25 protein-coding genes and 1 pseudogene are annotated in these 24,733 nt (G+C 63.6%); 12 read left to right on the top strand and 14 right to left on the bottom strand.

Annotation, left to right across the window (positions count from 1 at the left end; all coding sequences use genetic code 11):
- Positions 1 to 13 precede the first annotated feature (13 nt).
- Positions 14 to 1,324 (bottom strand): urea ABC transporter substrate-binding protein, encoded by a 1,311-nt coding sequence (gene urtA / locus FJ972_RS17195; RefSeq protein WP_140498870.1) that lies wholly within the window; start codon positions 1,322 to 1,324, stop codon positions 14 to 16.
- A gap of 314 nt (positions 1,325 to 1,638) precedes the next feature.
- Here urtA and FJ972_RS17190 point away from each other — a divergent pair, with 314 nt between their 5' ends.
- Complete coding sequence (locus FJ972_RS17190) at positions 1,639 to 2,037, top strand: hypothetical protein (RefSeq protein WP_140498872.1); 399 nt, start codon at positions 1,639 to 1,641, stop codon at positions 2,035 to 2,037.
- Positions 2,038 to 2,103: 66 nt separating this feature from the next.
- On the opposite strand, the gene FJ972_RS17185 is transcribed toward FJ972_RS17190, so the two are convergent.
- The 3 genes from FJ972_RS17185 to FJ972_RS17175 form a co-directional block, all read right to left on the bottom strand.
- Positions 2,104 to 3,675 (bottom strand): GMC family oxidoreductase, encoded by a 1,572-nt coding sequence (locus FJ972_RS17185; RefSeq protein WP_140498874.1) that lies wholly within the window; start codon positions 3,673 to 3,675, stop codon positions 2,104 to 2,106.
- Positions 3,676 to 3,723: 48 nt separating this feature from the next.
- Complete coding sequence (locus tag FJ972_RS17180) at positions 3,724 to 4,254, bottom strand: gluconate 2-dehydrogenase subunit 3 family protein (protein ID WP_140525364.1); 531 nt, start codon at positions 4,252 to 4,254, stop codon at positions 3,724 to 3,726.
- Positions 4,255 to 4,326: 72 nt separating this feature from the next.
- The gene (locus FJ972_RS17175; RefSeq protein ID WP_140525365.1) at positions 4,327 to 4,722 is read right to left on the bottom strand and encodes a VOC family protein; all 396 of its coding nucleotides are present in this window, start codon (positions 4,720 to 4,722) and stop codon (positions 4,327 to 4,329) included.
- Positions 4,723 to 4,968: 246 nt separating this feature from the next.
- On the opposite strand from FJ972_RS17175, the gene FJ972_RS17170 reads away from it, so the two are divergent.
- The gene (locus FJ972_RS17170; protein ID WP_140498878.1) at positions 4,969 to 5,274 is read left to right on the top strand and encodes a ribbon-helix-helix domain-containing protein; all 306 of its coding nucleotides are present in this window, start codon (positions 4,969 to 4,971) and stop codon (positions 5,272 to 5,274) included.
- Positions 5,275 to 5,344: 70 nt separating this feature from the next.
- Here FJ972_RS17170 and FJ972_RS17165 read toward each other — a convergent pair whose 3' ends face one another.
- The 3 genes and pseudogenes from FJ972_RS17165 to FJ972_RS17155 all read right to left on the bottom strand — a co-directional run bounded on the left by FJ972_RS17165 (position 5,345) and on the right by FJ972_RS17155 (position 7,356).
- Positions 5,345 to 6,067 carry a DeoD-type purine-nucleoside phosphorylase gene (locus FJ972_RS17165; protein WP_140525366.1) on the bottom strand — a complete coding sequence of 241 codons (723 nt, stop codon included), beginning with the start codon at positions 6,065 to 6,067 and terminating at the stop codon, positions 5,345 to 5,347.
- A 143-nt stretch (positions 6,068 to 6,210) separates the two neighbouring features.
- Positions 6,211 to 6,429, bottom strand: a pseudogene (locus tag FJ972_RS17160) (IS5/IS1182 family transposase); the annotation flags it as partial.
- Between the two features lie 84 nt (positions 6,430 to 6,513).
- Complete coding sequence (locus FJ972_RS17155; RefSeq protein ID WP_140525367.1) at positions 6,514 to 7,356, bottom strand: oxidoreductase; 843 nt, start codon at positions 7,354 to 7,356, stop codon at positions 6,514 to 6,516.
- 49 nt (positions 7,357 to 7,405) lie between these two features.
- Here FJ972_RS17155 and FJ972_RS17150 point away from each other — a divergent pair, with 49 nt between their 5' ends.
- Positions 7,406 to 8,032 (top strand): TetR/AcrR family transcriptional regulator, encoded by a 627-nt coding sequence (locus FJ972_RS17150; protein ID WP_140525368.1) that lies wholly within the window; start codon positions 7,406 to 7,408, stop codon positions 8,030 to 8,032.
- A 55-nt stretch (positions 8,033 to 8,087) separates the two neighbouring features.
- On the opposite strand, the gene cckA is transcribed toward FJ972_RS17150, so the two are convergent.
- Positions 8,088 to 10,664 (bottom strand): cell cycle histidine kinase CckA, encoded by a 2,577-nt coding sequence (cckA, locus tag FJ972_RS17145; RefSeq protein ID WP_140515292.1) that lies wholly within the window; start codon positions 10,662 to 10,664, stop codon positions 8,088 to 8,090.
- A 244-nt stretch (positions 10,665 to 10,908) separates the two neighbouring features.
- On the opposite strand from cckA, the gene FJ972_RS17140 reads away from it, so the two are divergent.
- Positions 10,909 to 11,646 (top strand): flagellar biosynthetic protein FliO, encoded by a 738-nt coding sequence (locus tag FJ972_RS17140; RefSeq protein ID WP_181173491.1) that lies wholly within the window; start codon positions 10,909 to 10,911, stop codon positions 11,644 to 11,646.
- A gap of 135 nt (positions 11,647 to 11,781) precedes the next feature.
- On the opposite strand, the gene dksA is transcribed toward FJ972_RS17140, so the two are convergent.
- A complete protein-coding gene (gene dksA / locus FJ972_RS17135; protein ID WP_140498888.1) occupies positions 11,782 to 12,198 on the bottom strand; it encodes an RNA polymerase-binding protein DksA in 417 nt (138 codons plus the stop codon).
- 271 nt (positions 12,199 to 12,469) lie between these two features.
- Between dksA and FJ972_RS17130 the strand changes: the two genes are divergently transcribed.
- The 4 genes from FJ972_RS17130 (at position 12,470) to FJ972_RS17115 (ending at position 16,277) form a co-directional block, all read left to right on the top strand.
- Positions 12,470 to 12,973, top strand: a complete 504-nt coding sequence (locus FJ972_RS17130) for a SixA phosphatase family protein (protein WP_140498890.1) — start codon at positions 12,470 to 12,472, stop codon at positions 12,971 to 12,973.
- A 62-nt stretch (positions 12,974 to 13,035) separates the two neighbouring features.
- The gene (locus FJ972_RS17125) at positions 13,036 to 14,514 is read left to right on the top strand and encodes a YcjX family protein (protein WP_140525369.1); all 1,479 of its coding nucleotides are present in this window, start codon (positions 13,036 to 13,038) and stop codon (positions 14,512 to 14,514) included.
- Positions 14,511 to 15,635: a YcjF family protein gene (locus FJ972_RS17120; RefSeq protein WP_140525370.1), complete on the top strand. Its 1,125-nt coding sequence runs from the start codon at positions 14,511 to 14,513 to the stop codon at positions 15,633 to 15,635. Before FJ972_RS17125 ends, FJ972_RS17120 begins: the two co-directional genes overlap by 4 nt.
- Before the next feature lie 90 nt (positions 15,636 to 15,725).
- On the top strand, positions 15,726 to 16,277 hold the full coding sequence (locus tag FJ972_RS17115; RefSeq protein ID WP_140498896.1) for a hypothetical protein: 552 nt from the start codon (positions 15,726 to 15,728) through the stop codon (positions 16,275 to 16,277).
- 86 nt (positions 16,278 to 16,363) lie between these two features.
- Here FJ972_RS17115 and FJ972_RS17110 read toward each other — a convergent pair whose 3' ends face one another.
- Positions 16,364 to 16,528, bottom strand: a complete 165-nt coding sequence (locus FJ972_RS17110) for a hypothetical protein (RefSeq protein ID WP_181173493.1) — start codon at positions 16,526 to 16,528, stop codon at positions 16,364 to 16,366.
- Between the two features lie 282 nt (positions 16,529 to 16,810).
- Between FJ972_RS17110 and FJ972_RS17105 the strand changes: the two genes are divergently transcribed.
- Together FJ972_RS17105 and FJ972_RS17100 are read left to right on the top strand one after the other, a co-directional pair.
- A complete protein-coding gene (locus tag FJ972_RS17105) occupies positions 16,811 to 18,646 on the top strand; it encodes a monovalent cation:proton antiporter-2 (CPA2) family protein (RefSeq protein ID WP_140525371.1) in 1,836 nt (611 codons plus the stop codon).
- Positions 18,647 to 18,658: 12 nt separating this feature from the next.
- Positions 18,659 to 19,204 carry a DUF924 family protein gene (locus FJ972_RS17100; protein ID WP_140525372.1) on the top strand — a complete coding sequence of 182 codons (546 nt, stop codon included), beginning with the start codon at positions 18,659 to 18,661 and terminating at the stop codon, positions 19,202 to 19,204.
- On the opposite strand, the gene folK is transcribed toward FJ972_RS17100, so the two are convergent.
- Genes folK through folP form a run of 3 tightly spaced genes read right to left on the bottom strand, consistent with a single transcriptional unit; the run spans position 19,196 to position 20,921 of the window.
- Entirely contained in the window at positions 19,196 to 19,723 is a 528-nt protein-coding gene (folK, locus tag FJ972_RS17095) for a 2-amino-4-hydroxy-6-hydroxymethyldihydropteridine diphosphokinase (RefSeq protein WP_140525373.1), read from the bottom strand. The two genes, FJ972_RS17100 and folK, sit on opposite strands and share 9 nt — an antisense overlap.
- Positions 19,707 to 20,066, bottom strand: coding sequence for a dihydroneopterin aldolase (gene folB / locus FJ972_RS17090; RefSeq protein WP_140498905.1), 360 nt, complete (start codon positions 20,064 to 20,066; stop codon positions 19,707 to 19,709). The genes folK and folB overlap by 17 nt, the downstream gene beginning before the upstream one ends.
- Positions 20,067 to 20,069: 3 nt before the next feature.
- A complete protein-coding gene (folP, locus tag FJ972_RS17085; protein WP_140525374.1) occupies positions 20,070 to 20,921 on the bottom strand; it encodes a dihydropteroate synthase in 852 nt (283 codons plus the stop codon).
- 103 nt (positions 20,922 to 21,024) lie between these two features.
- Here folP and FJ972_RS17080 point away from each other — a divergent pair, with 103 nt between their 5' ends.
- Both FJ972_RS17080 and FJ972_RS17075 read left to right on the top strand, forming a co-directional pair.
- Positions 21,025 to 21,642, top strand: a complete 618-nt coding sequence (locus tag FJ972_RS17080) for a DUF922 domain-containing Zn-dependent protease (protein ID WP_181168435.1) — start codon at positions 21,025 to 21,027, stop codon at positions 21,640 to 21,642.
- A 237-nt stretch (positions 21,643 to 21,879) separates the two neighbouring features.
- Positions 21,880 to 23,355 (top strand): MDR family MFS transporter, encoded by a 1,476-nt coding sequence (locus FJ972_RS17075; RefSeq protein WP_140525375.1) that lies wholly within the window; start codon positions 21,880 to 21,882, stop codon positions 23,353 to 23,355.
- A gap of 11 nt (positions 23,356 to 23,366) precedes the next feature.
- Here the strand turns inward: FJ972_RS17075 and FJ972_RS17070 are convergent, their stop codons facing one another.
- Positions 23,367 to 24,401 carry an NAD(P)/FAD-dependent oxidoreductase gene (locus FJ972_RS17070; protein ID WP_140525376.1) on the bottom strand — a complete coding sequence of 345 codons (1,035 nt, stop codon included), beginning with the start codon at positions 24,399 to 24,401 and terminating at the stop codon, positions 23,367 to 23,369.
- Positions 24,402 to 24,733 lie beyond the last annotated feature (332 nt).

Here is a 24,733-nt window from a genome sequence, read left to right as displayed (position 1 = left end):
CAGCCCGGGAGGATCAGTTTGTACCCTTGCCGCCGCATTTGCCGGTGGCGACATTGAAGTTGCCGCAGGACAGAGGCGCCCGCCAATCGGAGATCAAGTCCTTGGAGTCGGGCAGGTAATCCGACCACTCGTCGCCCATCACCAGCCCCGGCGTGCGCGAGACCGTCTCGAACTGGCCGTCGGCCTGGATTTCACCGATCAGCACCGGCTTGGTGATGTGATGGTTCGGCATCATCGTCGAGTAGCCGCCGGTCAGGTTCGGCACCGAGACGCCGACCATGGCGTCAATCACCTTGTCCGGATCGGTGGTGCCGGCCTTCTCGACCGCCTTCACCCACATGTTGAAGCCGATATAGTGGGCCTCCATCGGGTCGTTGGTGGTGCGCTTGTCGTTCTTGATGAACTTGTGCCAGTCGGCGATGAACTTCTTGTTCTCGGGCGTGTCGACGCTCTCGAAGTAGTTCCAGGCGGCGAGATGGCCGACCAGCGGCGCCGTGTCGAGACCGGCAAGCTCCTCCTCGCCGACCGAGAAGGCCATGACCGGGATGTCCTCGGCCTTGATGCCCTGGTTGCCCAGTTCCTTGTAGAACGGCACGTTGGCGTCGCCGTTGACGGTGGAGACGACGGCGGTCTTCTTGCCGGCCGAACCGAACTTCTTGATTGCCGAGACTTCGGTCTGCCAGTCCGAGAAACCGAACGGCGTGTAGTTGACCATGATGTCTTCCGCCGCGACGCCCTTGGCCTTCAAATAGGCCTCGAGGATCTTGTTGGTGGTGCGGGGATAGACATAGTCGGTGCCTTCCAGCACCCATCGCTTCACCGAGCCGCCATCCTCGCTCATCAGATAGTCGACGGCCGGAATGGCCTGCTGGTTCGGCGCCGCGCCCGTATAGAACACGTTGCGCTCGCTCTCCTCGCCCTCATACTGGACTGGATAGAACAGGATGTTGTCGAGTTCCGAGAACACCGGCAGCACCGATTTGCGCGACACCGAGGTCCAGCAGCCGAACACCGCCGCGACCTTGTCCTTGGAGATCAGCTCGCGCGCTTTCTCGGCGAAGAGCGGCCAGTTGGACGCCGGATCGACGACGACCGCTTCGAGCTTCTTGCCGAGCAGGCCGCCCTTGGCATTCTGCTCGTCGATGAGCATCAGCATGGCATCCTTCAGCGTCGTCTCCGAAATCGCCATCGTGCCGGACAGCGAATGGAGGATGCCGACCTTGATCGTGTCGTCGGCCGCCTTCGCGGGCGCCGACATCGACAGGCCGGCAGCGACCACGCCCGCCGAAAACATTTTTGTTATTGTCGAGAAATTACCCCTCATGCCTGACACTCCCAAGCTGATTGATTGCAACGCAACACTACGAAGCAACCCCCATGCCAATCGCCGAGGCGGTTTCGTGGAAGGAGTTAATGCTCAATGTTATCAGCGGCTTGATGTATCGTACTTAGAGAAATCGTGAGCGCCCGGTTAAAAATTGGTTGAGAGAAATTTGCGCAGCGCACACGGTTTTTGCCTAATTTTCGTCCAATTTCTCCAAATGCCTAGATTTTGATCTCCGGACGCGGGCCGCACGCGACAAATATTGCGGTACGGCACACAAATGGGGCAAGTTCGCCCCTCAACCGAGCGACGTCATGGCATCCGGAATTTCACGCATCTCTACCGGCCTATTGTTTCTGGCGGCGGCGACCGGGGCGGCGCGAGCCGACTTCAGCGACGGCAAGATGCCCGACGGCATTTATCATTGCGAGGTCTACCTGCTCGGCATGTTCCTCAACCTCGGCGACATCACCATCAAGGGAAACGTCTATACCGGCCCAGTCACCTTCGGGACCGCCCAGCAGGGCTACAATTACCAGATGGACGCAAATGGGGTGATCTCCTGGCTGGGACCGCTCGGCGGCTACACCGCCGGCGGCAACTCGTTGTCCCTCACTCAGGCAACTCTGGATGGTCAGGGCCCGCCCTCGTTCGACATCATCATGAGACAGCCCGACGGCGCCTTCACCGCCTCGACCTGCACCAAGGGCTGAAAGTCGAGAAAAATGGCGCGGAACCCCGGTCGGGGCTCCGCGCCAGCAGGCAGTCGGGAGGTGGAACTAGATGCTTCTCGCTGACATTTGGCTGGCGATGTAATCGGCCTGCCGGATCGCCAGCGAGACGATCGTCAGCGTCGGGTTCTCGGCCGCGCCTGTCGTGAACTGGCTGCCGTCGGAAACGAACAGGTTATTGATGTCGTGCGTCTGGCCGTGCTTGTTGACGACGCCTTCGGCCGCCTTCTCGCTCATCCGGTTTGTGCCGAGATTATGGGTGGAAGGATAAGGCGGCGTCGGGAAAGTACGCGTCGCTCCAACCGCATCGTAGAGCGCCGTGGCCTGTTTGTAGGCATGATCGCGCATCGCCGTATCGTTGGGATGATCGTCGAAATGCACATCGGCGATCGGCATGCCGTGCTCGTCCTTTTCGTCGGCATGCAGCGTGATGCGGTTTTCTTCGCGCGGCATGTCCTCGCCGACGATCCACAGCCCTGCCATGTGGTCGTAGTGGTCGAGCGCGGTGGTGAAGGAGCGGCCCCAAGCGCCGGGATCGAGGAAGGCCGCCATAAACGGCAGGCCGAGCGAAAGCGTCTCGAATTCGTAGCCGCCGACGAAACCGCGCGATGGATCATGCCGCGCCTCGTCGCGGATGATGCCGGCCATCGTGGTGCCGCGATACATGTGCACCGGTTTGTCGAAGATGGCATAGACCGAGCCGGTGGTGTGGCGCATGTAGTTCTTGCCCACCTGCCCCGATGAATTGGCGAGCCCGTCAGGGAACTTGCTCGAAGCCGAATTGAGCAGCAGGCGCGGGCTTTCAATCGAATTGCCGGCGACGGCGACGATGCGGGCCTTCTGCTCCTGCAGCTTGCCGTCCTTGTCGGCATAGACGACGCCGGTCACCTTTCCCGAGGCGTCATGGTTGATCTTGACGGCCATGGCGTTCGGCCTCACCTCGAGATGGCCTGTCGCTTCGCCTTTCGGGATCTCGGTGTAGAGCGTCGACCATTTGGCGCCCCATTTGCAGCCCTGGAAGCAGAAGCCGGTCTGCTGGCAGGACATCCGGTCGTCACGCTCGACCGAATTGATCGCCATGTTGCCGGTGTGACATTCCTTGTAGCCGAGCTTGTCGGCACCAGCCTTCAACAGCTTGAAATTATTGTTGCCCGGCAGCCTCGGCCAGTCATTGGTGCCGGTGACGCCCATCTTGGCTTCGGCCTTGGCGTAGTAGGGCTCCATCTCGGCCAGTGTCACCGGCCAATCGAGCAGGTTCGCGCCCTCCACCTTGCCGTAGGTCGAGGCGGTCTTGAACTCATGCTCCTGGAAGCGCAGCGAAGCGCCGGCCCAGTGCGTGGTCGAGCCGCCGACCGATTTCACGATCCAGGCCGGCAGGTTCGGAAAATCCCTGGCTACGCGCCAGTCGCCCGAAGTCGTGCGCTTGTCTTTCCAGGCGAGTTGGGCAAAGGAGTCCCACTCGTCATTGATGAAGTCGTCGAATTCGTGGCGTGCGCCGGCCTCCAGGATGACGACGTCGATGCCCTTCTGGGCGAGTTCATTGCCGAGCGTGCCGCCGCCGGCCCCCGAGCCGATGATGACGACCAAATTGTCGTTTTTCAGATCAAATGCTGCTGCCATGGTTTCCTCCCATGATTTCGATTTTGCTGGGTGACGAGAGGAGCCGGCTCAGAGCCACTCGATGTCGTCGAAGCCGCGCGCGATATAGCCGCCCTTGGAATAGGATTCGCCCTCATAGCCAAAGACCGGCCAGACCTCCTTCTGGTTGTAGAGGCTGACGACGAGGCCGCCGCGCACCGCCTGGAAGAAAGGCGTGGCTTCGACCTGCTTCAGCACTGCGACACGCTGATCCTCCCAACCAAGGTTCCGGTAGCCGCCCTTGCCGGACCTCTTGTCGAGATCGGCGATGCCGTTCTCGATGAGATCCCTATGTGCGGCATCCTTGCGGGCCTCTTCGTCATGGCTCTTGACCGCGATGGCGTAATATTTGTCGGGAAGCTGATCGTGCGGGTAGACGTCCCGCCCCATTTGGATCAGCGTCGCCATCGTCTCCGGCTTCAGCGCCAACGTTTCGAGGCCCCAGGCATGTTCCGGGCTGATGACCGCGCTGCCGGAAATGACGAGCAAGGCTCCGACGCCGCCGCGCTTCAGAAGCTCGCGCCGCGAAAGCCCGGGCCTGCTTTCATAGATCGTGACCATATTTTCCTCCCTGCTTGCTGGTTGCATCCATGGGATGCCTTGGCTGGCGCCGCGCACACGCGGCCGCGATCTCTACTGGAACCTGCCTCCTCGTTGCAGAACCTCGATCCTGTAGCCGTCCGGATCCTCGATGAAGAAGAAGCGTGCGATCAGCGAACCGTCACGGTTGAATTCGACGATCTTCTTCGGGTTGAGGCCGAGCGCGCCGAGCCGGTCGTGCTCGCCGTCGAGATCGACGACCGAAACCGCGAGATGGCCGTAGCCATCGCCAAGCGCATAAGGCTCCTGCCGAGCCTTGTTCACGGTCAGTTCGACTTCGAATTGCGTCTCGGCATTGCTGAGGTAGATGAGCGTGAACGTGTCGAAATCCAGCCTTTCGGCGACATCGAGGCCGAAGGCATTTCTGTAGAAATCGACGGAGCGGGTCTCGTCGAGAACCCGGATCATGGTGTGGATTGCCTTCGCCAAATCAGTCCTCGCCACTCGATGCTTCGAAGATGATTATGCGCGGCGACGGCAAAAGATGGTGGCAGCCGGTTACCACGCTCCGAAGATCGACTCGCCTGACAATCGCAAGGACGAAAGTCCGATTGCTGTTCAGCCGATTTTGCCGGAGAATGCTGTCGGGGACAAAGGCCGCGTCGCCTCTGGCGGCAAAAGCATCTGTCCACCCAAAATCAACGCCAAAAATCAACGAACGTGGGAGGTTGTCGGATGTGCAGGGTATTTGCGGCCCAGGACCCCGAAGGTTATCGTCAGATCAACCGGTCGATCCGCATCGACGGATATTCGACCAGCATCCAGCTTGAGGCGACGTTTTGGGCACTGCTCGACGAAATCGCCGAAAGCCAGGACCTGACGACGCCGAAATTCATCTCGAAACTCTATGACGAGGCCATCGAGATCAATGGCGAGATTCCCAACTTCGCCTCCATGCTGCGCACCACCTGCGCGCTCTATCTGCGCAGCCACCGGCCGGGCATGGAAGACCAGATGCCGCCGAAATGGGAAGCCGCCTGAAGATCCAGAAAAGTGCCCCCCGGCTTTGTGTTCGGAATGCATCAGGAACTGGGGCGGCTCGGCGGGCCTATCACGCACCGGGCCGATCGGCGGCGGCGATTTCCAGCGCCAGCCGCGTCATGTCGGTAAAAAGATCCTGGCGTTCCGCATATTGGGTCTGTTCGCCGCTGTCGATATCGTCGACCACCGTGCAGATCGATAGCGCACGGGCCCCGAAATGCCTGGAAATGCGATAGAGCGCACTGGTCTCCATGTCCACGGCCAGCGCGCCGGCTGCCTGCGCATCGGCAAAACGGGCGCGTCCCTGCGGATGGTGGAAGACGTCGCTGCATGCCGTCAGCCCGGCACGATGGTCGATGCCGAGTTCGGCCGCCTTCGCCAATGCGCGAGCAAACAGCGCCGGGTCCGGCCCGGCTGCAGCGTCATAGAGGCCGAAAACCTGACCGCTTCGGGCGCTTTCGGGCCGCACCGATTGCGAGATGACGAGGCTGCGTAGTTTTACCTCAGCGGTCAGCCCGCCGCAGGTGCCGGTACGGATCAAAGTCCGCACACCGTAGCCGTCCAGCAGCTCATGCGCATAGATCAGAAAGGAGGATACGCCGATGCCGGTCGCCTGGATGCTGACCGGCTGACCACGAAACAGGCCAGTGAAGCCAAGGGCGCCGCGCCGGCGGTTGATGCAGCGTGGGGCCTCCAGGAATGTCATGGCCATCCATTCGGCGCGCTGGGGGTCGCCCGGCAACAGCACAATGTCGGCGTAGTCACCCTCGCTGGCTTCGATGTGTGGCGTCAACAGCTCGTCCCTGCCGTTTCATCCACAATCATGGCCTTGTCGCGGTATTGCGCAAGAGGCATTCGGGAACGCTAATACACGGAAACTTCGTTTCAGGACGACAATATCACGAAAACAAAGAGTTAAACCGGTCGGCGACTCTATCAAAGCTGAACTGTTCTAGACTCGTAAGCGCGGAGCCACAGCCGCATCGAGGCGAGCTGGACCATGGCGAGGAAGTTGGTGGCGAGCTTGTCGTAGCGGGTGGCGACAGGCCGGAAGTGCTTCAGCTCAGAGAAGAACCGCTCGATCAGGTTGCGCTCGCGATAGAGCCGCTCGCTGAAGCAAGGCTTCACTTGGTTGCTCTTCGGCGGGATGTTCGGCCGGCGGTCACAGGCCGAGCCGCCCCAATTGCAGGCTGATGAAGACGCGCGGCGCGTCTTCATCAGCCGACGCGCTCCAAGCGCTCATGATGCGAAGCTGGTTGAGCGCGAAAGTTCCTCCCACGCGCTGATTTCGCCCCGCATCGCGTCGAGCTTCTGGTCGACCAGCCCCAGCGCGTCGTCGCCCAGGAACAGCCGTACCGGCGGGTTCGCGGCATCGACCAGCACGAGCAACGCCTGCGCGGCCTTGGCCGGATCGCCCGGTTGGTTGCCGCTCTTGGCCTGTCGCGCGGCGCGGATCGGGTCCATGACCGCGTCATAGTCGGCAATGCTGCGCGGCGTGCGATCCATCGAGCGTCCGGCCCAATCCGTGCGGAATTGGCCGGGAGCGAGCGCCGTCACCCGAATTCCAAAGCCTGCTACTTCCTTGCCGAGCGCTTCGGAAATGCCTTCGAGCGCGAATTTGCTTCCGCAATAGAAGGTGATCCCGGGCATGGTGATGAAGCCGCCCATGGACGTGACGTTGATGATATGGCCGCGACGCCGCTCGCGCATGCCCGGCAGCACCGCCTTGATCATCGCGACGGGCCCGAAGACGTTGGCGGCGAACTGGCGCTGGAGATCGTCCATGGAGGACTCCTCCAGCACGCCCTCATGGCCGTAACCGGCGTTGTTCACCAGCACGTCGATTGGACCCACCTGCCGTTCGGCCGCGGTGACAGCCGCCGGGACCGTCTCGAAATCGGTCACGTCCAGCAAGAGCGGGTGGGCGCGATCGGGCGCGAGCGCGGCGAAGATCTCGGCGTCGGCTTCCCGCCGCACGGTGCCGATCACCCGATGGCCCGCTTCAAGCGCGCCTCTTGCAAATGCGCGCCCCAGCCCGGAGCTGACACCGGTGATGAGGAATGTCTTAGGGGTGGAAGTCATGGTTCACTCCGGGCTATGATTGAAACTATATCATGATATAGATAACAGCATGACGCCAAACAAGACCAAGGTTGCTCCGACCGCTACGCGGGGTGAGCCGCTTCGCCAGCGTGTGATCGATGCGGCGGAGCGGTTGCTCCGACAGGGTAAGGCCGATTTCTCGATGCGCGACCTCGCCACCGAAGCTGGGGTCAGTTTCGCGACGCCGTTCAATCAGTTCGGGAGCAAGGCCGCGATCATGCATGCCCTTTCGGGGCGGCGGATCGATACGATGGTCCAGCGCTTTGCCGGGATGTCACCGCCTGCCGATGCCGCCGGCCGCGTGCTGTTGGCCATCGATACGGCGGTCGAGGTGATGCTGGAGGAGCCGGGGATTAACCGGGCCGTGATGGGATGGATCGGCACGGCCGGCCCGTCCCCCGGAAAGGTCCTGGCGCACTCCACAACCTTGTGGTCGCTGGCCCTTGGAGCGGGCGAAGGCTTGATCGCGGCCAGCAGGCAGGAGGCGCTGCGCAGTCTGCCGGAACAGCTCGCATTTGCCTTTCGTGGGGTCCTGTCATTCTGGACCGCCGGCGAACTGCCGGATGAGGCGCTTGCCTCGAAGGCGCGAGAAATCGCAAAAACCTTGCTGCTCGGATTTGCTGAACGGCCGCTATTCGGCGATTCCGCCTCCTAAGCTGCCCTCCGGGAACCACCAATCTCGGCCATTTCCCGATTTATGGGTTCACGGCCTAAGACTCCAGCATGTCCTTGACGATCGTTGCCAACTGCTTGAGCGAAAACGGTTTCGGCAGGAATCCGAAATGCGCGTCCGCCGGCAGGTTCCTGGCGAATGCATCCTCGGCATAGCCGGACACGAAGACGAACTTGATGTCCGGCTGGCGCTTGCGCAACTCGCCGAGCAGCGTCGGCCCGTCCATCTCCGGCATCACCACATCCGAAACCACAATGTCGACCTTGCCGCCGAGCGCTTCGAACACTTCCAGCGCCTCGACCCCGGAGGACGCCTCGTGCACGGTATAGCCGCGCGAGGTCAGAGCCCGCATGCCGCCCATGCGCACCGCATCCTCGTCCTCGACCAGCAGCACCGTGGCCGACCCGGACAAATCCTTGCCTGTCTCTGCCGACTTGGCAGGCACCGCTGCCGGTGCTTCCCCGGGTTCGCCTGCCTTCTTTGCCTCGGCGATGTGGCGCGGCAGGAAGATGCGGAAGACCGAACCCTTGCCGACCTCGGAATCGCAGAAGATAAAGCCGCCGGTCTGTTTGATGATGCCGTAGACCATGGACAGGCCAAGGCCGGTGCCCTTGCCGACCTCCTTGGTGGTGAAGAACGGTTCGAATATCTTCTTCAGCACGTCGGGCGCGATGCCGCTGCCGGTGTCCTCGACCTCGGCCACCACATAGTCCGCCGGAGTGAGTTCCCGGTAGGGAAAGGTCTTGCACTCCTCGGCGGTCACATTGCGGGTGCGCACCGTGAGGTCGCCGCCCGCCGGCATTGCATCGCGCGCGTTGACCGCCAGGTTGACCACCACCTGCTCGAACTGGCCGATATCGACCTTGACCGGCCAGAGATCGCGACCGTGGTCGATCTTCAGCTTGATGTCGTTGCCGACCAGACGGGCGAGCAACATCCTGAGATCGGCGAGCACGTCGGTAAGGTTCAGCACTTCCGGCCGCAGCGTCTGCTTGCGCGAAAAGGCCAGCAACTGCCGCACCAGCGAGGCTGCCCGGTTGGCATTCTGCTTGATGTTCATGATGTCGGGGAAGGATGGGTCCGACGGCCGATGATTGGTCAGAAGCAGGTCCGACGCCATGATGATGGCGGTCAGCACATTGTTGAAGTCGTGTGCGATGCCGCCGGCAAGCTGGCCGACGGCCTGCATCTTCTGGCTTTGCGCCATCTGCCCTTCGAGCGCCTTCTGCTCCGTCGTCTCGACGGCGTAGACGATGGCCGACTCCTCGGCCCCCTCGCCGCCTGTGCCGTCGGCGACCGCATTGACGTAAAAACGGATGTGGCGCTCCTCATTGCCGGGCAGGAGCGTGTCGATCGGCTCGATATCGGCCTGCCGCTGCCGTGCCTTTTCGAAGGCCGCGGCAAAGGCCGGGCGGTCACGTTCGTGGATGACCGTGTCGAGCCGCATGCGGCGGTCGACGGCGTCCCGGTCGACGACCGATGAAAACAGCGAAAGGAATGGCGCATTGGTGCGCAGGATGCGCCCGCTGGCGTCGACGCCGGCGATCGCCATCGGCGTCGAGTTGAAGAAGCGGGTGAACCGCACTTCCGAAGCGCGCAGGTCCGCCGAGGCGTCCTCGCCTTGCGTGCGGTTGAGCACGATCGTGCGCGTCGGACCGTTGAGGCCTTCGCGGCTGGCTGAAACGCGATGCATGAAGCGCACCGGCAGCGCCTCGCCCGTCATTGTCGTGAGGTCGAGATCGATGACCGCGTTGCGCGTCGTACCGGGGTCGGCCTTGACCGAGCGCACCAGCGCCATGCCGTCGCCGGCGACGATCTCCGGCAGGGAGACGGCGCCGGGCGTGAAGCTGGCAAGGTCGATGCCCAGCCATTCGGCGAGCGTGGCGTTGATATAGGTGACGCGGCCTTCCTGGTCGGCGGAAAAGAAGCCGGCGGGCGCGTGGTCGAGATGATCGATCGCCTTCTGCAGGTCCAGGAAGAAACGCTCCTGCTCGGCGCGTTCCTGCGAAATGTCGGCAAGTTGCCAGGCGAGCATCGGCGGCCGCTGGCCCGGCACGCTGAAAGCGCGGGCGCGGGCGCGATACCAGCGCGCGCCTGGCTCAGCGCCAGGCTTGATCGACTGCGCGAGCCGGAACTCGCCGTCGCCCGGCTGGCCGTCACGCAGGCCGGAGGCCAGTCGGTAGATGGTGACCGAAGCTTCCGGAACATCCGAAAGCAGCCCTTCGACCGTCTTCAGGTCGGCCGCGGAAGAGGCTCCGGTCATGTCGGCATAGGCGCGGTTGGCATAGACCACGCGGCCCTTGGTGTCCGTGACCAGAAGACCCTGCGACATCGAATCGACGAATGCCTTCGACAGTTCGTCGCCCGTCGAGCGTGGAGTGATCTGCACGAAGCCGATCGCCGTGGCGAACAGGAAGCCGACGCCGATCATCGCCAGCACGCCGAGCATGCCCAGCAGGAAAGGGTCGCCGAGCCGCTCGCGAAACAGGCCGAAAACGATCGCGGCCCCCGTCAGGACGGCAATGAAGATGACGAGCCGGGTAACGGCGCCCGGCCGCGTGTTCTGATCGACGATCGGTACCGGATAGAAATCGCCGCGCGTTTCCTTGGCCATGTGCCCCCTGCTCTTGAAGTCCGGTGTTCCGATACTCGCCGCAATGTGTGCCGACGCCCGCCCCTGTCGGGTTGAATCATATTCTCCTGGTCCCGAAAAGGCCCGGGCGGCAAATGTCAGATAAAAATGATGTCGGCCGGCCCTCCAGTGTTTCAAGCTGTTCATGAAGCGTGAAAGGCAACTTGCGGTAGCCCGCCGCAACGGTCTAGTGTCGCGTCACTTCCAAACCGATCAGGGGGAACCAATGCTGCAATGGCTGGATAGCGTAGCGGGCCCCGGCTATGTAGCGGCACTGCTGTGGACCTTCGCGGCGCTGGTCCTGCTGGTTATCGTCCTCATCATCGTCAAACTCGTTCGCAACCTGACCTTCGGCACCTTTGTCGCGGGCGGCCGGAACCGCAAGACGCGGCTTGCGGTCATGGACGCCACCGCCGTCGACAGCCATCGCCGCCTGGTGCTGGTGCGCCGCGACGACATCGAGCATCTGCTTTTGATCGGCGGCCCGACCGATGTCGTCGTCGAGCGTGACATCCGCCTTTCTGCGCCACGCCGTCCCGCGCTGACCGGAGATGGCGGTTCGCAGCAGCCTGTCGCGGTGGCAAAGCCGCGTCCGCCTCAGCCCACCCCGGCGCCGGCGAGACAGGCACCTGCTCCGCAGCCGGTGAGTGCAGCGCCACCCGCCCGCCAGCGCGCTCCGGAGCCGGTGCCGAAGCCGGCGGCGCAGGGTTATCAGCCGACCAATGTCACGCCGCTGCCTTCCTACGGCTCCGCAAACGTCAATGCCGTCCGGCATGCCCCGCCGCCGGCTTCACCACCGCCGGGGCAGGAAAGCATCGATGAAACGCTGATGAAGGAACTCGAGGTTTCGCTCGACCAGCCCCGCTCGAGCAGTCCGGCGACCAAGCCGGTGGCAAAAACACCGCCGTCGCTCGACGATGAGATGACCAGGCTTCTGGGCGAACTCTCCAGCCAGAAAAGATGAGCAGCGCTTGCGCCCGGTCCGAAAAACCGATCGGGGTTTTGCGCGCATCGCCCGGGTTCTGAAAAAAGAAATGGCCGGAAAACCGGCCATTTCGAGAGCGATATCGCTGAAATCTTCTTGAATGCAGACCGCAGGCTAATCGTCGCGATAGACCTTCTCGCGGCGCTCGTGCCGCTCCTGCGCTTCGATCGACAAGGTTGCGATCGGGCGGGCATCCAGCCGCTTCAGCGCGATCGGTTCGCCGGTCTCCTCGCAATAGCCGTAAGTGCCTTCCTCGATGCGCTGCAAGGCCGAATCGATCTTTGCGATGAGTTTCCGCTGGCGGTCGCGCGCCCTGAGTTCGATGGCGCGGTCGGTTTCCGAAGAGGCGCGGTCGGCTAGATCGGGATGATTGGCGTTTTCCTGCTGTAGGATTTCGAGGGTTTCGCGCGCTTCGCGCAATATGTCATTCTTCCAGGTGACGAGCTTTGAGCGGAAGTAGGATTTCTGCCGCTCGTTCATGAACGGCTCGTCTTCGGAGGGTACGTAATCGGCGGTAACGGCATCGTTCATTCGACTCACCCAAACAGCCCCAAATTTGGCGCCTATATATTCGCGGTCAAACGCCTGCACAAGCGCAATCGATTACCGATTCACGCAATTGTTAATCTGCCTCGATGAGCGCGATTGAGGTGATTCGGGCTGGTCTTAGGTACCGGATCCTTCGAACTGGCGGCCGCCGGCTGATGATTCGTCATGTCCGAAAAACGACTGCCATTGTGCGCCACGCTGTTCTTATGGCTAATCACAGCACGGTTCGGGCTGTTGGCACGGTGGAGGTTGGGTGAGCAGGCTTTATCTGTTGAGGCACGCCAAAGCCGGATGGGCGCTGCCCGGCATGCGTGATTTCGATCGCCCTCTCGATGCGTCCGGCCGCGCTGATGCGGAGGCGATGGGCATCGCCATGCGGTCGCGCTCCTATGTGCCCGATCTGACGCTTTGCTCCACAGCCCGGCGCGCGAAGGAGACGCTGGAAGGCGTGGCCGGTCGGGCCGACACCGGCCGGGTTCTGTTCGTCGACGCGCTCTACAGCGAGGACGCGGCCGCGTACCTCAGCCTCATCCGGGACAATGGTGGGGTGGGTTCGATGCTGCTCGTCGGCCACAATCCGATGACGGAGGATCTCGCCATGGCGGTGTCCGGCGATGGCGAGGAAAGCGCCCGCGCCATGCTCAATCATGGTTTCCCGACCTCGGGCCTGGCGGTCGTGCGCTTCAGCGGCGATCTTGCCGGGGCCGCCCAGGGTGCCGGCTATCTCGAGGCATTCCTGACGCCGGCTGACCTCTGACGCCATTTCAAACCAGCACGGCAACGCCTATATCGGACCTGTCGCAGCATCGAGAGACAATTTTGGCGTCATCGCTGACCACTTTCACCGACGAGGCGAGAATTGCGCTCGACACGCTTTCGGGCCGCGCCAGCGGGCTATTTTCGCCGTCGCTGCGGCTGGGCGTCACGGGTCTTTCCAGGGCGGGCAAGACGGTTTTCATCTCGGCGCTGGTCCACAACCTTATTCACGGCGGGCGCCTGCCGCTGTTCGAGGCGCAGAAATCCGGGCGCATCGCGCGCGCTTTCCTCGAAGAGCAGCCCGACGACGCGGTGCCCCGATTCCAGTACGAGGACCATATCGCCGCCTTGGTGAACGACCGCGTCTGGCCCGATTCGACACGCGCCATCTCCGAATTGCGGCTGACCATCGAATATGAATCGGCCTCCGGCTGGAACAGGATGTTTTCCTCCGGAAAACTGTCGGTCGACATCGTCGACTATCCCGGCGAATGGCTGCTCGACCTGCCGCTGCTCGGAAAATCCTTCGCCGATTTTTCGCGCGAAGCCCTTGAAATGGCTGCGTTGCCGGTGCGCGAGGACCTGTCGCGGGCCTGGCGGGCGCTATCGGCCGAGATCGACCCGAACGCCGATGCCGAGGAGATGACGGCGCGCCGCCTGGCCGAGGATTTCGCCGCCTATCTCAAAGCCTGCAAGCTCGACGAGCGGGCGCTTTCGACTTTGCCGCCGGGCCGTTTCCTGATGCCTGGCGATCTCGAAGGCTCGCCCGCATTGACCTTCGCTCCTCTGGCCAGCCTGGGCGACAAGCGCCCGCGCAGCGGCTCGCTGCACGCGATGATGGAAAGGCGCTACGAGGCCTACAAGACCCATGTCGTCAAACCCTTCTTCCGCGAACACATCACCCGGCTCGACCGCCAGATCGTGCTGATCGACGCCATGCAGGCGCTGAACGCCGGCCCCGGAGCCATGGCCGACCTGGAGCGCGCGGTGACCGAGATCCTCGCCTGTTTCCGTCCTGGACGCGGCAGCTTCCTCACCGATCTTTTCTCGCGGCGCATCGATCGTATCCTGATCGCCGCCACCAAGGCCGACCACCTGCATCACGACAGCCATGACCGCTTGCAGGCGATCGTGCGGCGGCTGGCAGACCGCGCCGTGGCGCGGGCGAATTTCACCGGCGCCGGCGTCGACGTCGTCGCCATGGCGGCGGTGCGCGCAACACGGGAAGGCACCGTCAAACAGGGCCGCGAGACATTGCCGGTCATCATCGGCACACCGCTCGCGGGCGAGACAATCAATGGCGACACCTTTGACGGGAAAGCTGAAACGGCCATATTTCCCGGTGATTTACCGGAGAAAATTGATGCTGTCTTCGAAGCTCCCGGGGGAGCGCACAGGCAGGACAATACCGACCCGGCGATCCGCTTCGTGCGTTTTCGCCCGCCAAAACTCGAGCGCACGGCCGAGGGCGTCATGCTGTCACTGCCGCATATCCGGCTCGACCGTGCCTTGCAGTTCCTGATCGGAGACCATCTGGCATGACCGCGCCCCGCAAGCCGGCGGCATTCCGCATCGAACCGGAGGCCACATCGCCGCAGCAGGACGCGGCGCAGGCGCGCCGTGCCCAGGCCGGGGCGCCGGAGGCGCGCCGTGTCCAGACCGACACACAGCGCAAGCCCCGCGCGGTGAAGAGCGATGTCGCGCTGGTCATCCCGTCGGAGATCGACGTGTTCGACGAGCCGGACATCGTCGCTGCCGAACCGCCGCCGGCAGTCGCTCGCAGGAAACGTTCATTGCTTGGCTCCATCTTCTTCGGCGCGTTCGGGGTGCTGGTTTCGCTGGCCATCGGCCTGTGGACCGATCAGCTCATTCGCGATCTGTTCGCGCGCGCCGAGTGGCTGGGTTGGCTGGCCGCCGGCATGGCTGCCGTCGCCGTGCTGGCGCTGGTGGTGATCCTGATTCGCGAGTTCCTGGCGATCGCCCGGCTTGCCGAGGTCGAAAAGCTGCAGAAACGTGCGCTCGATGCGATTGCACGCGACGATCCCAAGGCGGCGCGATTGGTGGTCGACGAGCTGTCGGCCTTCGTCGCGGCCAAACCCGAAACGGCTGCGGGCAGGCGCGCGCTGGCCGATCTGCGCGACGAGATCATCGATGGCGCCAATCTGGTGCGTCTCGCTGAGGCGGAGATCCTTGGCCCTCTCGACGCCAGGGCCAAGATCATGATCCTGGAAGCCGCCAAACGCGTGTCGCTGGTGACGGCCGTCAGTCCGCGTGCGCTCGTCGACGTAGCCTATGTCGTGTTCGAGGCCGGGCGCCTCATCCGGCGCCTTTCGGAACTCTATGGCGGGCGGCCGGGAACACTGGGTTTCTTTCGCCTGGCGCGCAGCGTGCTGGCGCATCTGGCGGTCACCGGTTCGATCGCCGTCGGCGACAGTTTCGTCCAGCAGATCGTCGGCCACGGCCTGGCTGCGCGCCTCTCCGCCAAGCTCGGCGAAGGCGTCGTCAACGGCATGATGACGGCGCGCATCGGCATCGCCGCGATGGAGACGGCGCGCCCCCTGCCCTTCAGTGCGGCAAAACGGCCGGGACTGGGTGATTTCCTCTCCGCGCTGACATCGTTCGCAAGCAGGAAGGAAAGCGAGAACACCCCGCCTGGCAAGTGAACGACGACCTTGGCAGTGACGAAGCATTAACCAATCTTGTTCATGGTCGCACTGGTTCCAAAACAGCCTCTTTGTTGCCGGGTGTCGTCGATGAAAAGCGTAATTCTGTCCAGCCTGTTGCCCCTGGCGGTTGCGATCACCACTGTCGCCGGCATTGCCGCACAGGCGTCCGCGGCGGAGCCGGACAAGCAGTTCTTCCGGTCCGCCGAAGGCAAGTGGGTGGGCCCGGGCGAGATCGTCGCCGGCAAATACAAGGGCACGAAGTTCAATTGCAGCTTCACCGGCTCGACGCCCGACGGCAAGATGGGCATGACGCTCGACGGCGGCTGCCGTGTGGGCATGTTCACCCAGCCGATGTCGGCCAAGATCGAGCGCAAGGGGCGCGATTACAAGGGCTCCTTCATGGGCGGCGCGGCCGGTGCCGGCCTCGATATCATCGGCGGCAATGTGGTCGATGCCCGCAAGGTGGTGTTCACCATCAACCGCAACCAGCTGCGCGGCGTCATGCAGGCACGCATCCCCGACGACAATTCGATGACGGTGACGGTTGCAGTGCGCGTCGCGGACCAGCTGGTGCCGGTGATCGGCATGAGCCTGAAGCGGGTCGACGCGATCGAAGTCGGCTCCATCGCGCCGAACTGAGCGCGTATCAACCGCCTGTAACCAAACACAAAAAGAGACGGCGGCCCATCGCCACCGCCTCCTTTTGAAGACGTCGATAGGAACGATCAGCCCTTGATCGCCGCCGTCACCTCATCATAGGCCTTGCAGGCGTCGGCCAGGGTCGTGGTGCCCTGATATTTGGTCGTCACCTCTTGCACCTTGGCCGTCAGATCGGCCGCCTTGGACGGATCCTTGGTAACCGCCTCCTGCAGCGCGGCGGCCGACGGCAACGAGCAAAAACTTCTTCATGTCAGTCATCTCCTCAAAAAGGGCGCGGCTTGATCGCCACACCCTCCACTGGCCGAAGCCGAGCGTGCTTAACCTCCGATTGCAGCCAGACGCAACGCGGCCTCGCGCTCAACTTGTGTAACGTGCCTGCAACATTGCCCGCCGCAGGATTCGGGCTGTTACATGCCCGCCGAAGCCCCTATCCTTGGGGCGCTGGCGCCTGATCCGAGGCGTCTTGACCCGACCGCACAGGCTGCGGTCCTCAAACGAGCGGAATGGCGGGAATGGCGGCAGAGGCAGCGGGCAGCGAGCTTGTTCAGGTGGTGGCGCTGCTCGCCGCGGGTGTTGTCGCCGTTCCGATCTTCAAACGTATGGGCCTGGGTTCGATTCTCGGCTATCTGGCCGCGGGCGTGGTGATCGGCCCGTTCGGCATCGGTGTGTTTTCCGAATCGGGAGCCATCCTCCACGTCGCCGAGCTCGGCGTCGTGATGTTCCTGTTCATTATCGGGCTGGAGATGCAGCCGTCGCGGCTCTGGGGCTTGCGCCGCGAGATCTTCGGCCTGGGCGCGCTTCAGGTCGGGGTCTGCGCGGTCTTGCTGACCGGCGTGGGAATAGCCGGAGGCTTTTCCATCGCGCAATCCTTCGTCGCCGGAGCCGGCTTCGTGCTGACCTCGACGGCGATCGTCATGCAGCTTCTGGAAGAGCGCGGCGAAATCGCCTCGCCCAAGGGCCAGCGCATCGTCTCCATCCTGCTGCTGGAGGATCTGGCGATCGTGCCGCTGCTGGCCCTGATCGCGTTCCTGGCGCCAGGCGGCACCGACACCAGCCTGTCGGAGCGGCTGGCCGAGGTCGGTATCGGCCTTGCCGCGATCATCGGCCTGGTGCTGGCCGGACGTTTTCTGCTCAACCCTTTCTTCCGTATCCTGGCGGATGCCCGCGCTCGCGAGGTGATGACGGCGGCCGCCCTTCTGGTCGTTCTCGGATCCGCCCTTGCCATGCAGCTCAGCGGCCTGTCGATGGCGATGGGCGCGTTCCTGGCCGGCGTGCTGCTGTCCGAATCGACCTTCCGCCACCAGCTCGAAGCCGATATCGAACCGTTTCGCGGCATCCTGCTCGGCCTGTTCTTTCTCGCCGTGGGCATGTCGCTCGACCTGCATGTGGTGGTTCAGAACTGGCGGCTGATCGCCGTCTATGTCGTTGCCTACATGGTCATGAAGGCGCTCGGCATCTACATCGTCGCCCGCATCCTGAAATCGGGCCATCGCGAGGCGCTGGAACGCGCCGTCTTCATGGCGCAAGGCGGCGAATTCGCCTTCGTCCTCTATTCGGCCGCCGCTTCCGTCGGCATCATCGACGGCCAGGCCAACGCGACGCTGACGGCCATCGTCATCATCTCCATGGTGCTGACGCCGCTGGCGATCGTCGCGTTGCGGTATCTGACGCCGCGCGACGAGCTGTCGCTGGATGGCGTCGACGTCGCCGAAGGGCTGACCGGCAGCGTGCTGATCATCGGATTCGGCCGCTTCGGCCAGATCGCCAGCCAGCCATTGCTGCTGCGCGGCATCGACGTGTCGATCATCGACAACGATGTCGAGATGATCCAGGCGGCGGCCGATTTCGGCTTCAAGGTCTACTACGGCGACGGCACGCGGCTGGACATCCTGCACGCTGCCGGTGCCGGGCGCGCACGCGCCGTGCTCATCTGCGTCGACAAACCCGATGCCGCCGTACGCATCGCCGAGCTCGTCAAAGCCGAGTTTCCCTTGCTCACCGTGCTGGCGCGCGCCTTCGACCGAGGCACCGCGCTACAGCTCATCCGCACAGGCGTCGACTATCAGCTGCGTGAAACATTCGAATCGGCGCTGGTTTTTGGCGGTTCGACGCTGGAGGCCCTGGGCGTCGACCCGGAAGACGTCGCCGAGGTGGTCGAAGATGTCCGCCGCCGCGACACCGCCCGCTTCGAGACGCAGCTCGCCGAAGGCATCCGCTCCGGACAGCGTTTCCTGAAGGGCAATATCGGCACGCCGATCCCGACGCCGCTCTCCACGCCGCGCCGCCCCGGCCAGGCGCTCAACGAGGAAACGGCCGGCGTTCTGCACAAGTCCGAGCCGGCGGGCTGATAGGAGAAAAGCATGGATTTGGACAGCAGAGCCCTGTCGGTCACCAGATTCTGGCGTGATGCCGGAGCGGACGCATGGTTCGAAAAAAGCGATGTTTTCGACGGCGATTTCCGCAACCGCTTTCTTGAGCTGCACTACGCGGCCGCACGGCGCGAATGCGACGGCTGGTCGGAGCATGCCGAAGGCTCGCTGGCGTTGATGATCCTGCTCGATCAGTTTCCGCGCAACTGCTTTCGCGGCACCGGCCACATGTACGCCACGGACCCGCTGGCGAAGCATTTTGCCCAAAAAGCCGTAACGTCAGGCCAGGATCTGGCGCTCGAACCGGAATTGCGGGTGTTCCTGTATCTGCCGTTCGAACATTCGGAATTGCTCGCCGACCAGGAACGGTCGGTCGAGCTCACCGCGGCCAACGCGCCGGACTACCTCAAATACGCCGAAGAACACCTCGACATCATCCGGCGCTTCGGCCGTTTTCCGCATCGCAACAAGATGCTCGGTCGTGAGACCACGCCGGAGGAAAAAACCTTTCTGGACGATGGCGGGTTCTCAGGCTGACGCTGGTCTATCCAGCCACCAGTCGCGGCCCGACGGCAGGCGTTCGATACCGGCCGCATCGACGGCGGCCAGCCGCTCCGAGACGCTTCGCCCGCTTACCGCAAGATCGGGCGCGATCTCGGCCAGCGGCGCCAGCACGAAGGCACGTTCAAGCATGCGCGGATGCGGCACTTCCAAGCCGGTTTTGTGGATGACGCGGTCGCCGAAAACCAGGATGTCGATATCGATCAGGCGCGGCCCCCAGCGCTCCTCGCGCACGCGCTTCAGCTTGCGCTCTGCATCGAGGCACAGGTCGAGCAATGCCCGCGGCGAGAGCCGTGTCGAGAGTTCCGCGGCGGCGTTCAGGAAGTCGGGCTGGTCGAGCTTGCCCCAGGGCGGCGTGCGGTAGAGCGAGGACACCGCGGCCACGCGAGTGGCGGCATCGGCGTCGAGCAGGCGCAGCGCCGCCGCCATCGAACTCGCCGGATCGCCGAGATTGCCGCCAAGGCTGAGATAGACGGTGTTACTGCGGCCAGACAACGGTCACCTCGACGTAATCGAGCACGCCGGGCACCGGCGCATTCGGCTTGCGGACCGTGATTTCGGCTTTCCTGATCTGCGGGAAGCGTTCCGTCAGGGCTTTTGCGACTTCCAGGGCCAGCGCCTCAATCAGGAAGCGCCTGTGTCCGGTGATGATCTCCTCGATCACCGTGAAGGCAACGCCGTAGTTGACGGTTTCCCCGATGGCATCGTCGACCAGCGCGCGCCCGGGCTCCACGGTGAGCGAGGCGTCGACATAGAAGCGCTGGCCGAGCGCCTCCTCCTCGTCCAGCACCCCGTGCCGGGCAAAGAAGGCGCAATTCTTCAGGCGGATGACATACATGGTTCAGCGTTCCGAAACTGCGGTTTCGCGCGCCAGCATAGCATCCGCCACGGCCAGCGCGTCCACGTTGATTGCGACATCGTGGACGCGAAACAGGTCGGCGCCCTTCAATCTCAGTATGACGCTCGTCGCCGCAGTCCCAGCCCCTCTTTCGGCGGCATCGCGGCCCGTGACGGTGCCGATGAAGCGTTTTCGCGAGGTTCCGGCCATCAGCGGAAATCCGAGGGCGTTGAGCTCGGAAAACCGCGCCATCAGGTCGAGGTTATCCTCGGTCGTCTCCTTGGCGAAGCCGAAGCCGGCATCGAGAACGATATGATCGTCGGCGATGCCGTGTCGGCGGGCGATTTCCAGTGATTTTTCGAGGAACGCGAACTGGTCGGCGATGACGTCGGGCAGTTTTCGGCGATCCCGCCCGGTATGCATGATGATGAGCCCCGCGCCGGTTTCGGCTGCGACACGCGCAATGTCCGGCTCCCGCTGCAAGCCCCAGACGTCGTTGACGATATGTGCCCCGGCCGCGACGGCCAGCCGCGCGGTCTCGGCGCGATAGGTGTCGACCGAAATCAGCACCTCGCCGGAACCCGCCAGCGCCTCGATCACCGGCAGGATGCGCGCCTGCTCCTCGCCCGCCGTGATCGCGGACGCGCCCGGCCTTGTCGATTCACCGCCGACATCGACGACCCGGGCGCCTTCGCCCAGCATGCGGCGCGCCTGGACCAGCGCGGTCTCGGCGGCATCGAACAGACCGCCGTCGGAAAAACTGTCGGGCGTGACATTGAGAATGCCGACCACCACGGCCTTGTCGCCAAGGTCGAGATGGCGTCCGTGCGCCAACTGCCATCGCCTCGCCGTCATTGCTCATCAACCATGGGGCTCATCAACCATGTGTGATCCGCACCAGATCAATTCCGTTGCGCCGGCAGTGGCCGTAAAGCAAGGTAGGGCGAGAGGCAACCTGATGAAACGAACCCTGCTTTGCGCATTGCTGCTTGCCGCCACCGCCGTTCCGGCGGGCGCGGCCAATCTCGTCAAGACATATAGCTACTTCGCCGTCGGCGGCAGGACGCTAGAAGACATCGAGGCACAGCTTTCCAAACGTGGTCCGCAGGTGAAGAGCACGGGCTCGCGGCATCCCGGCGCCACACAGATGGCCTTCACCACGCGCATCAGCTATGCCGGGCAGTCCGGCTCCTGCCGGATCGCCGATGCCGCGGTGACCGTCAAGGTCAAGGTTATCCTTCCCGAATGGCGCCGTCCACGCAAGGCCGACGCGGATGTGCGGCTGTTCTGGGACACGCTGTCGGCCGACATCAAGCGCCATGAGGAACGCCATGTCGAGATCGCCAAGAATCACGCCCGCGAACTGGAAGACGCGCTGAAAGCCGCTTACCCGCAGAAGGACTGCGATGCGGCGAAGGCCAAGGCCGCCCAGATCACCGCCGCCATTCTCGCCAGACACGACCGTGCCCAGGTGCAGTTCGATCGTGTCGAAAGCGTCAATTTCGAAAGCCGCATCCTGCGGCTCCTGCGCTATCGCGTCGAGCGCATCGGCAACGGCCGGTTGCCGCCGACCTGAATGTCCTGATGCATGTCGCCTAAAGGGGCGGCGGTGCGAGCCAACCGGGCCGAAGCGTAGTGCCAGCTTCGAAAAATTTTCGGGCAACGGTCGAAATCGGCCTATACGGGACGACATATCAGGGGTTGGCAAGGGCACGAACTTTCAAACACGAGCATCACGACCGATCGCGCCGCGGATGCAACGGCTAGCCCGGCCGACGCACCGTACGGCGCGCAAGCATATGGACGAAAGACTATGGACCAGGCTGTCGACAAGCAGGCCGTGGCGGCCGCGAGCGCGCCGCTGACGGAAAGCGAAAAGAACGCCATTATCGGCGGCGTTCTCCTGTCGATGCTGCTGGCAGCACTTGACCAGACCATTGTGGCACCGGCCATGCCGACCATCGCGCGAGCGCTCGGCCACGCCGAGTACCTGCCCTGGATAGTGACCGGATATCTCCTGACCGCAACCGCCATGGCGCCGCTCTACGGCAAGATCTCCGACGTCTACGGCCGCCGGCCGACCGTCTATGGCGCGATCCTCATCTTCCTCGCCGGCTCGCTGGTCAGTGCGATGGCGCCCAACATGTTCGTGCTGGTGATCGGCCGCGCGATCCAGGGCGCCGGCGGCGGCGGGCTTTTTGCCCTGGCGCAGACCGTCATCGGCGACCTTGTGCCGCCACGCGAGCGGGCACGCTATGCGGCCTGGATCTCGGGCACATGGGCAGTCGCCAGCATCGCCGGGCCGTTGCTCGGCGGCACGTTCGCTGAACATCTCCATTGGTCGCTGATCTTCTGGATCAACATTCCGCTCGGCATCCTGGCCATGGCCATCATCAACAAGCCGCTGCGCAAGCTGCCGGTCGCGGCAAGACGGCACCGCATAGACGGGCTCGGCGCGCTGCTTCTCGTCGCCGCCACGGCCCTGCTGCTTCTGGCGTTGAACTGGGGCGGCAGCGAATACCCCTGGCTGTCGACGGAGATCCTCGGGCTGATCGCCAGTTCCCTGGTCCTGTGGGGCGCCTTTGCGCTGCGGCTGCTGCGCGCAACCGAGCCGCTGATTTCGCTCGAGGTGCTGAGCAACCCGATCGTCCTTGCCGGCACGCTCTCCATGTTCCTTCTGCAGGCGGCCAATATCGGCCTGTCTGTCTACCTGCCGGTCTATCTCCAGTCGGTCATCGGCCTGTCGGCGAGCGAATCCGGCACCGCCCTCCTGGGGCTGATGCTTGGCACGGTGGCCGGCGCGACATTCAGCGGGCGCACCATTCCGCGTTTCGTCCATTACAAGCGGATCGCCATGGTCGGATTGGGCTTCGCCGTTCTATGCCTCGGCGTCCTCAGCCTGGTGGCGGGGCACGCCTCGCTGCTGGTTGTCGAGATCCTGACGACGTGCGTCGGGCTCGGCAGCGGAACCACCTTTCCGGTGGCCACGGTGTCTGTCCAGAACGCCGTCGACCCCAGGCACCTTGGCGTCGCCACCGGCGTGCTGACGTTCCTGCGCTCGCTGGGCAGCGCGCTCGGCGTTGCTATCCTCGGTGCGGTCGCCTTGGGCAACGGGCTGCCGCTGGCGGGCGAAGGCGCGCAGGCGACCGGCGCCGGTGCCGAAGCTGCCGCCTTCGGGCTGATCTTCGTCGCCGCCGTGGTGATGTTGGTCATGGCGCTGCTGACGCTCAGCCTGATGCCCGAAAAACCGCTGCGCGGCCATCCCGAGGCCCCCGTGCTGGCGGACTGAAGCGATACGCGTCAGGAGGCATCCACCACACCGAGCTTCTTCTGCAGGCTGGTCGACGAGGTCGTGTATTGGAAGACGATGCGTTCGCCCGGGCTGACGATGCGCTTGGCGGCCTGGGCCATCAGCGCGACCTCGTGAAAGCCCGACAGGATGAGCTTCAGCTTGCCGGGATACCAATTGATGTCGCCGACCGCGAAGATGCCCGGGACCGACGTCTGGAACTTCTCGGTGTCGACCGGAATCAGGTTCTCGTGAAGGTTGATCCCCCATTCCGCGATCGGTCCGAGCTTCATGGTCAGACCGAAGAAGGGCAGCATCCGCGTGCAAGGAATTTCGATGTCGCCCTCCGGCCCCTTGATCAGGGCGGACGACAGTTGGCCGGCGGCGCCGGTCAAGCCGGTCACTTGCCCGACCTGGAAATCCAGCTGCTTCATCTCCTGCATGGCGTACATCTTGTTGACGCTGTCGGGCGCGGCGCGGAACTCCGGGCGCCGGTGGACCAGGGTCACGCTTTTTGCCACCGGCTGCAAATTGAGCGTCCAGTCCAGCGCCGAATCGCCGCCGCCAACGATAACGAGGTCGTGGCCGCGAAAGTCTTCCATCCGGCGCACCGAATAGAAGACGCTCTTGCCCTCATAGGGTTCGATGCCCGGGATGGGCGGGCGTTTCGGCTGGAACGAGCCGCCGCCGGCGGCGATCACCACCACCTTGGCCTCGAACACCTCGTTCTCGTCGGTGGTGACGCGAAAGCCGCCGTCCTCCAACCTCTCCAGGCTGGAGACCATGCGATTGTAGGTGAAATCAGGCTTGAACGGCGCGATCTGCTCGAGCAGCTTGTCGACCAGCCCTTGCGCCGAGATCGACGGCCAGCCGGGAATGTCATAGATCGGCTTTTCCGGATAGAGTTCCGCGCATTGGCCGCCGGGCCGGTCGAGGATGTCGATCAGGTGGCACTTCATGTCGAACAGGCCGAGCTCGAACACGGCGAACAGGCCGACCGGCCCTGCCCCGACAATGAGTACGTCTGTCCTGGTGATGCCGGTCATGGTGCGCGCCTCGCTGCTGGATTGGCGTGAGACTGCATGACCTCCGGCTTGCTGCCAAGCGGCAGCCGCAAAAATCAGAGCTGCGAACTCGGGTTGCAAGGGATGGACGACTGCCAGTCCGGCTGCCCCGCCACCTTTTCATGGCAGGGCAGCTTCTCACGATAGGAATTTTTTCTTGACGGAGTGCCCGCAACTATGGTAGATATTTGGTTATGGTGCTGAGTTGCGCCGGAGGCCCGCCGCACAGGCGGGTTTTCCATTCAAGGCGACGTCAACAGCCGGCCCCCAAGGAACCCCCTGCCCGGATTCATTGCCTCGGGCAAAAATCGGCT

The sequence above is a fragment of the Mesorhizobium sp. B2-1-1 genome, from assembly GCF_006442975.2.
GTDB lineage: Bacteria > Pseudomonadota > Alphaproteobacteria > Rhizobiales > Rhizobiaceae > Mesorhizobium.
The sequence above is the reverse complement of the archived record's forward strand: the minus strand, read 5'-3'. Positions and strand labels throughout refer to the sequence as shown.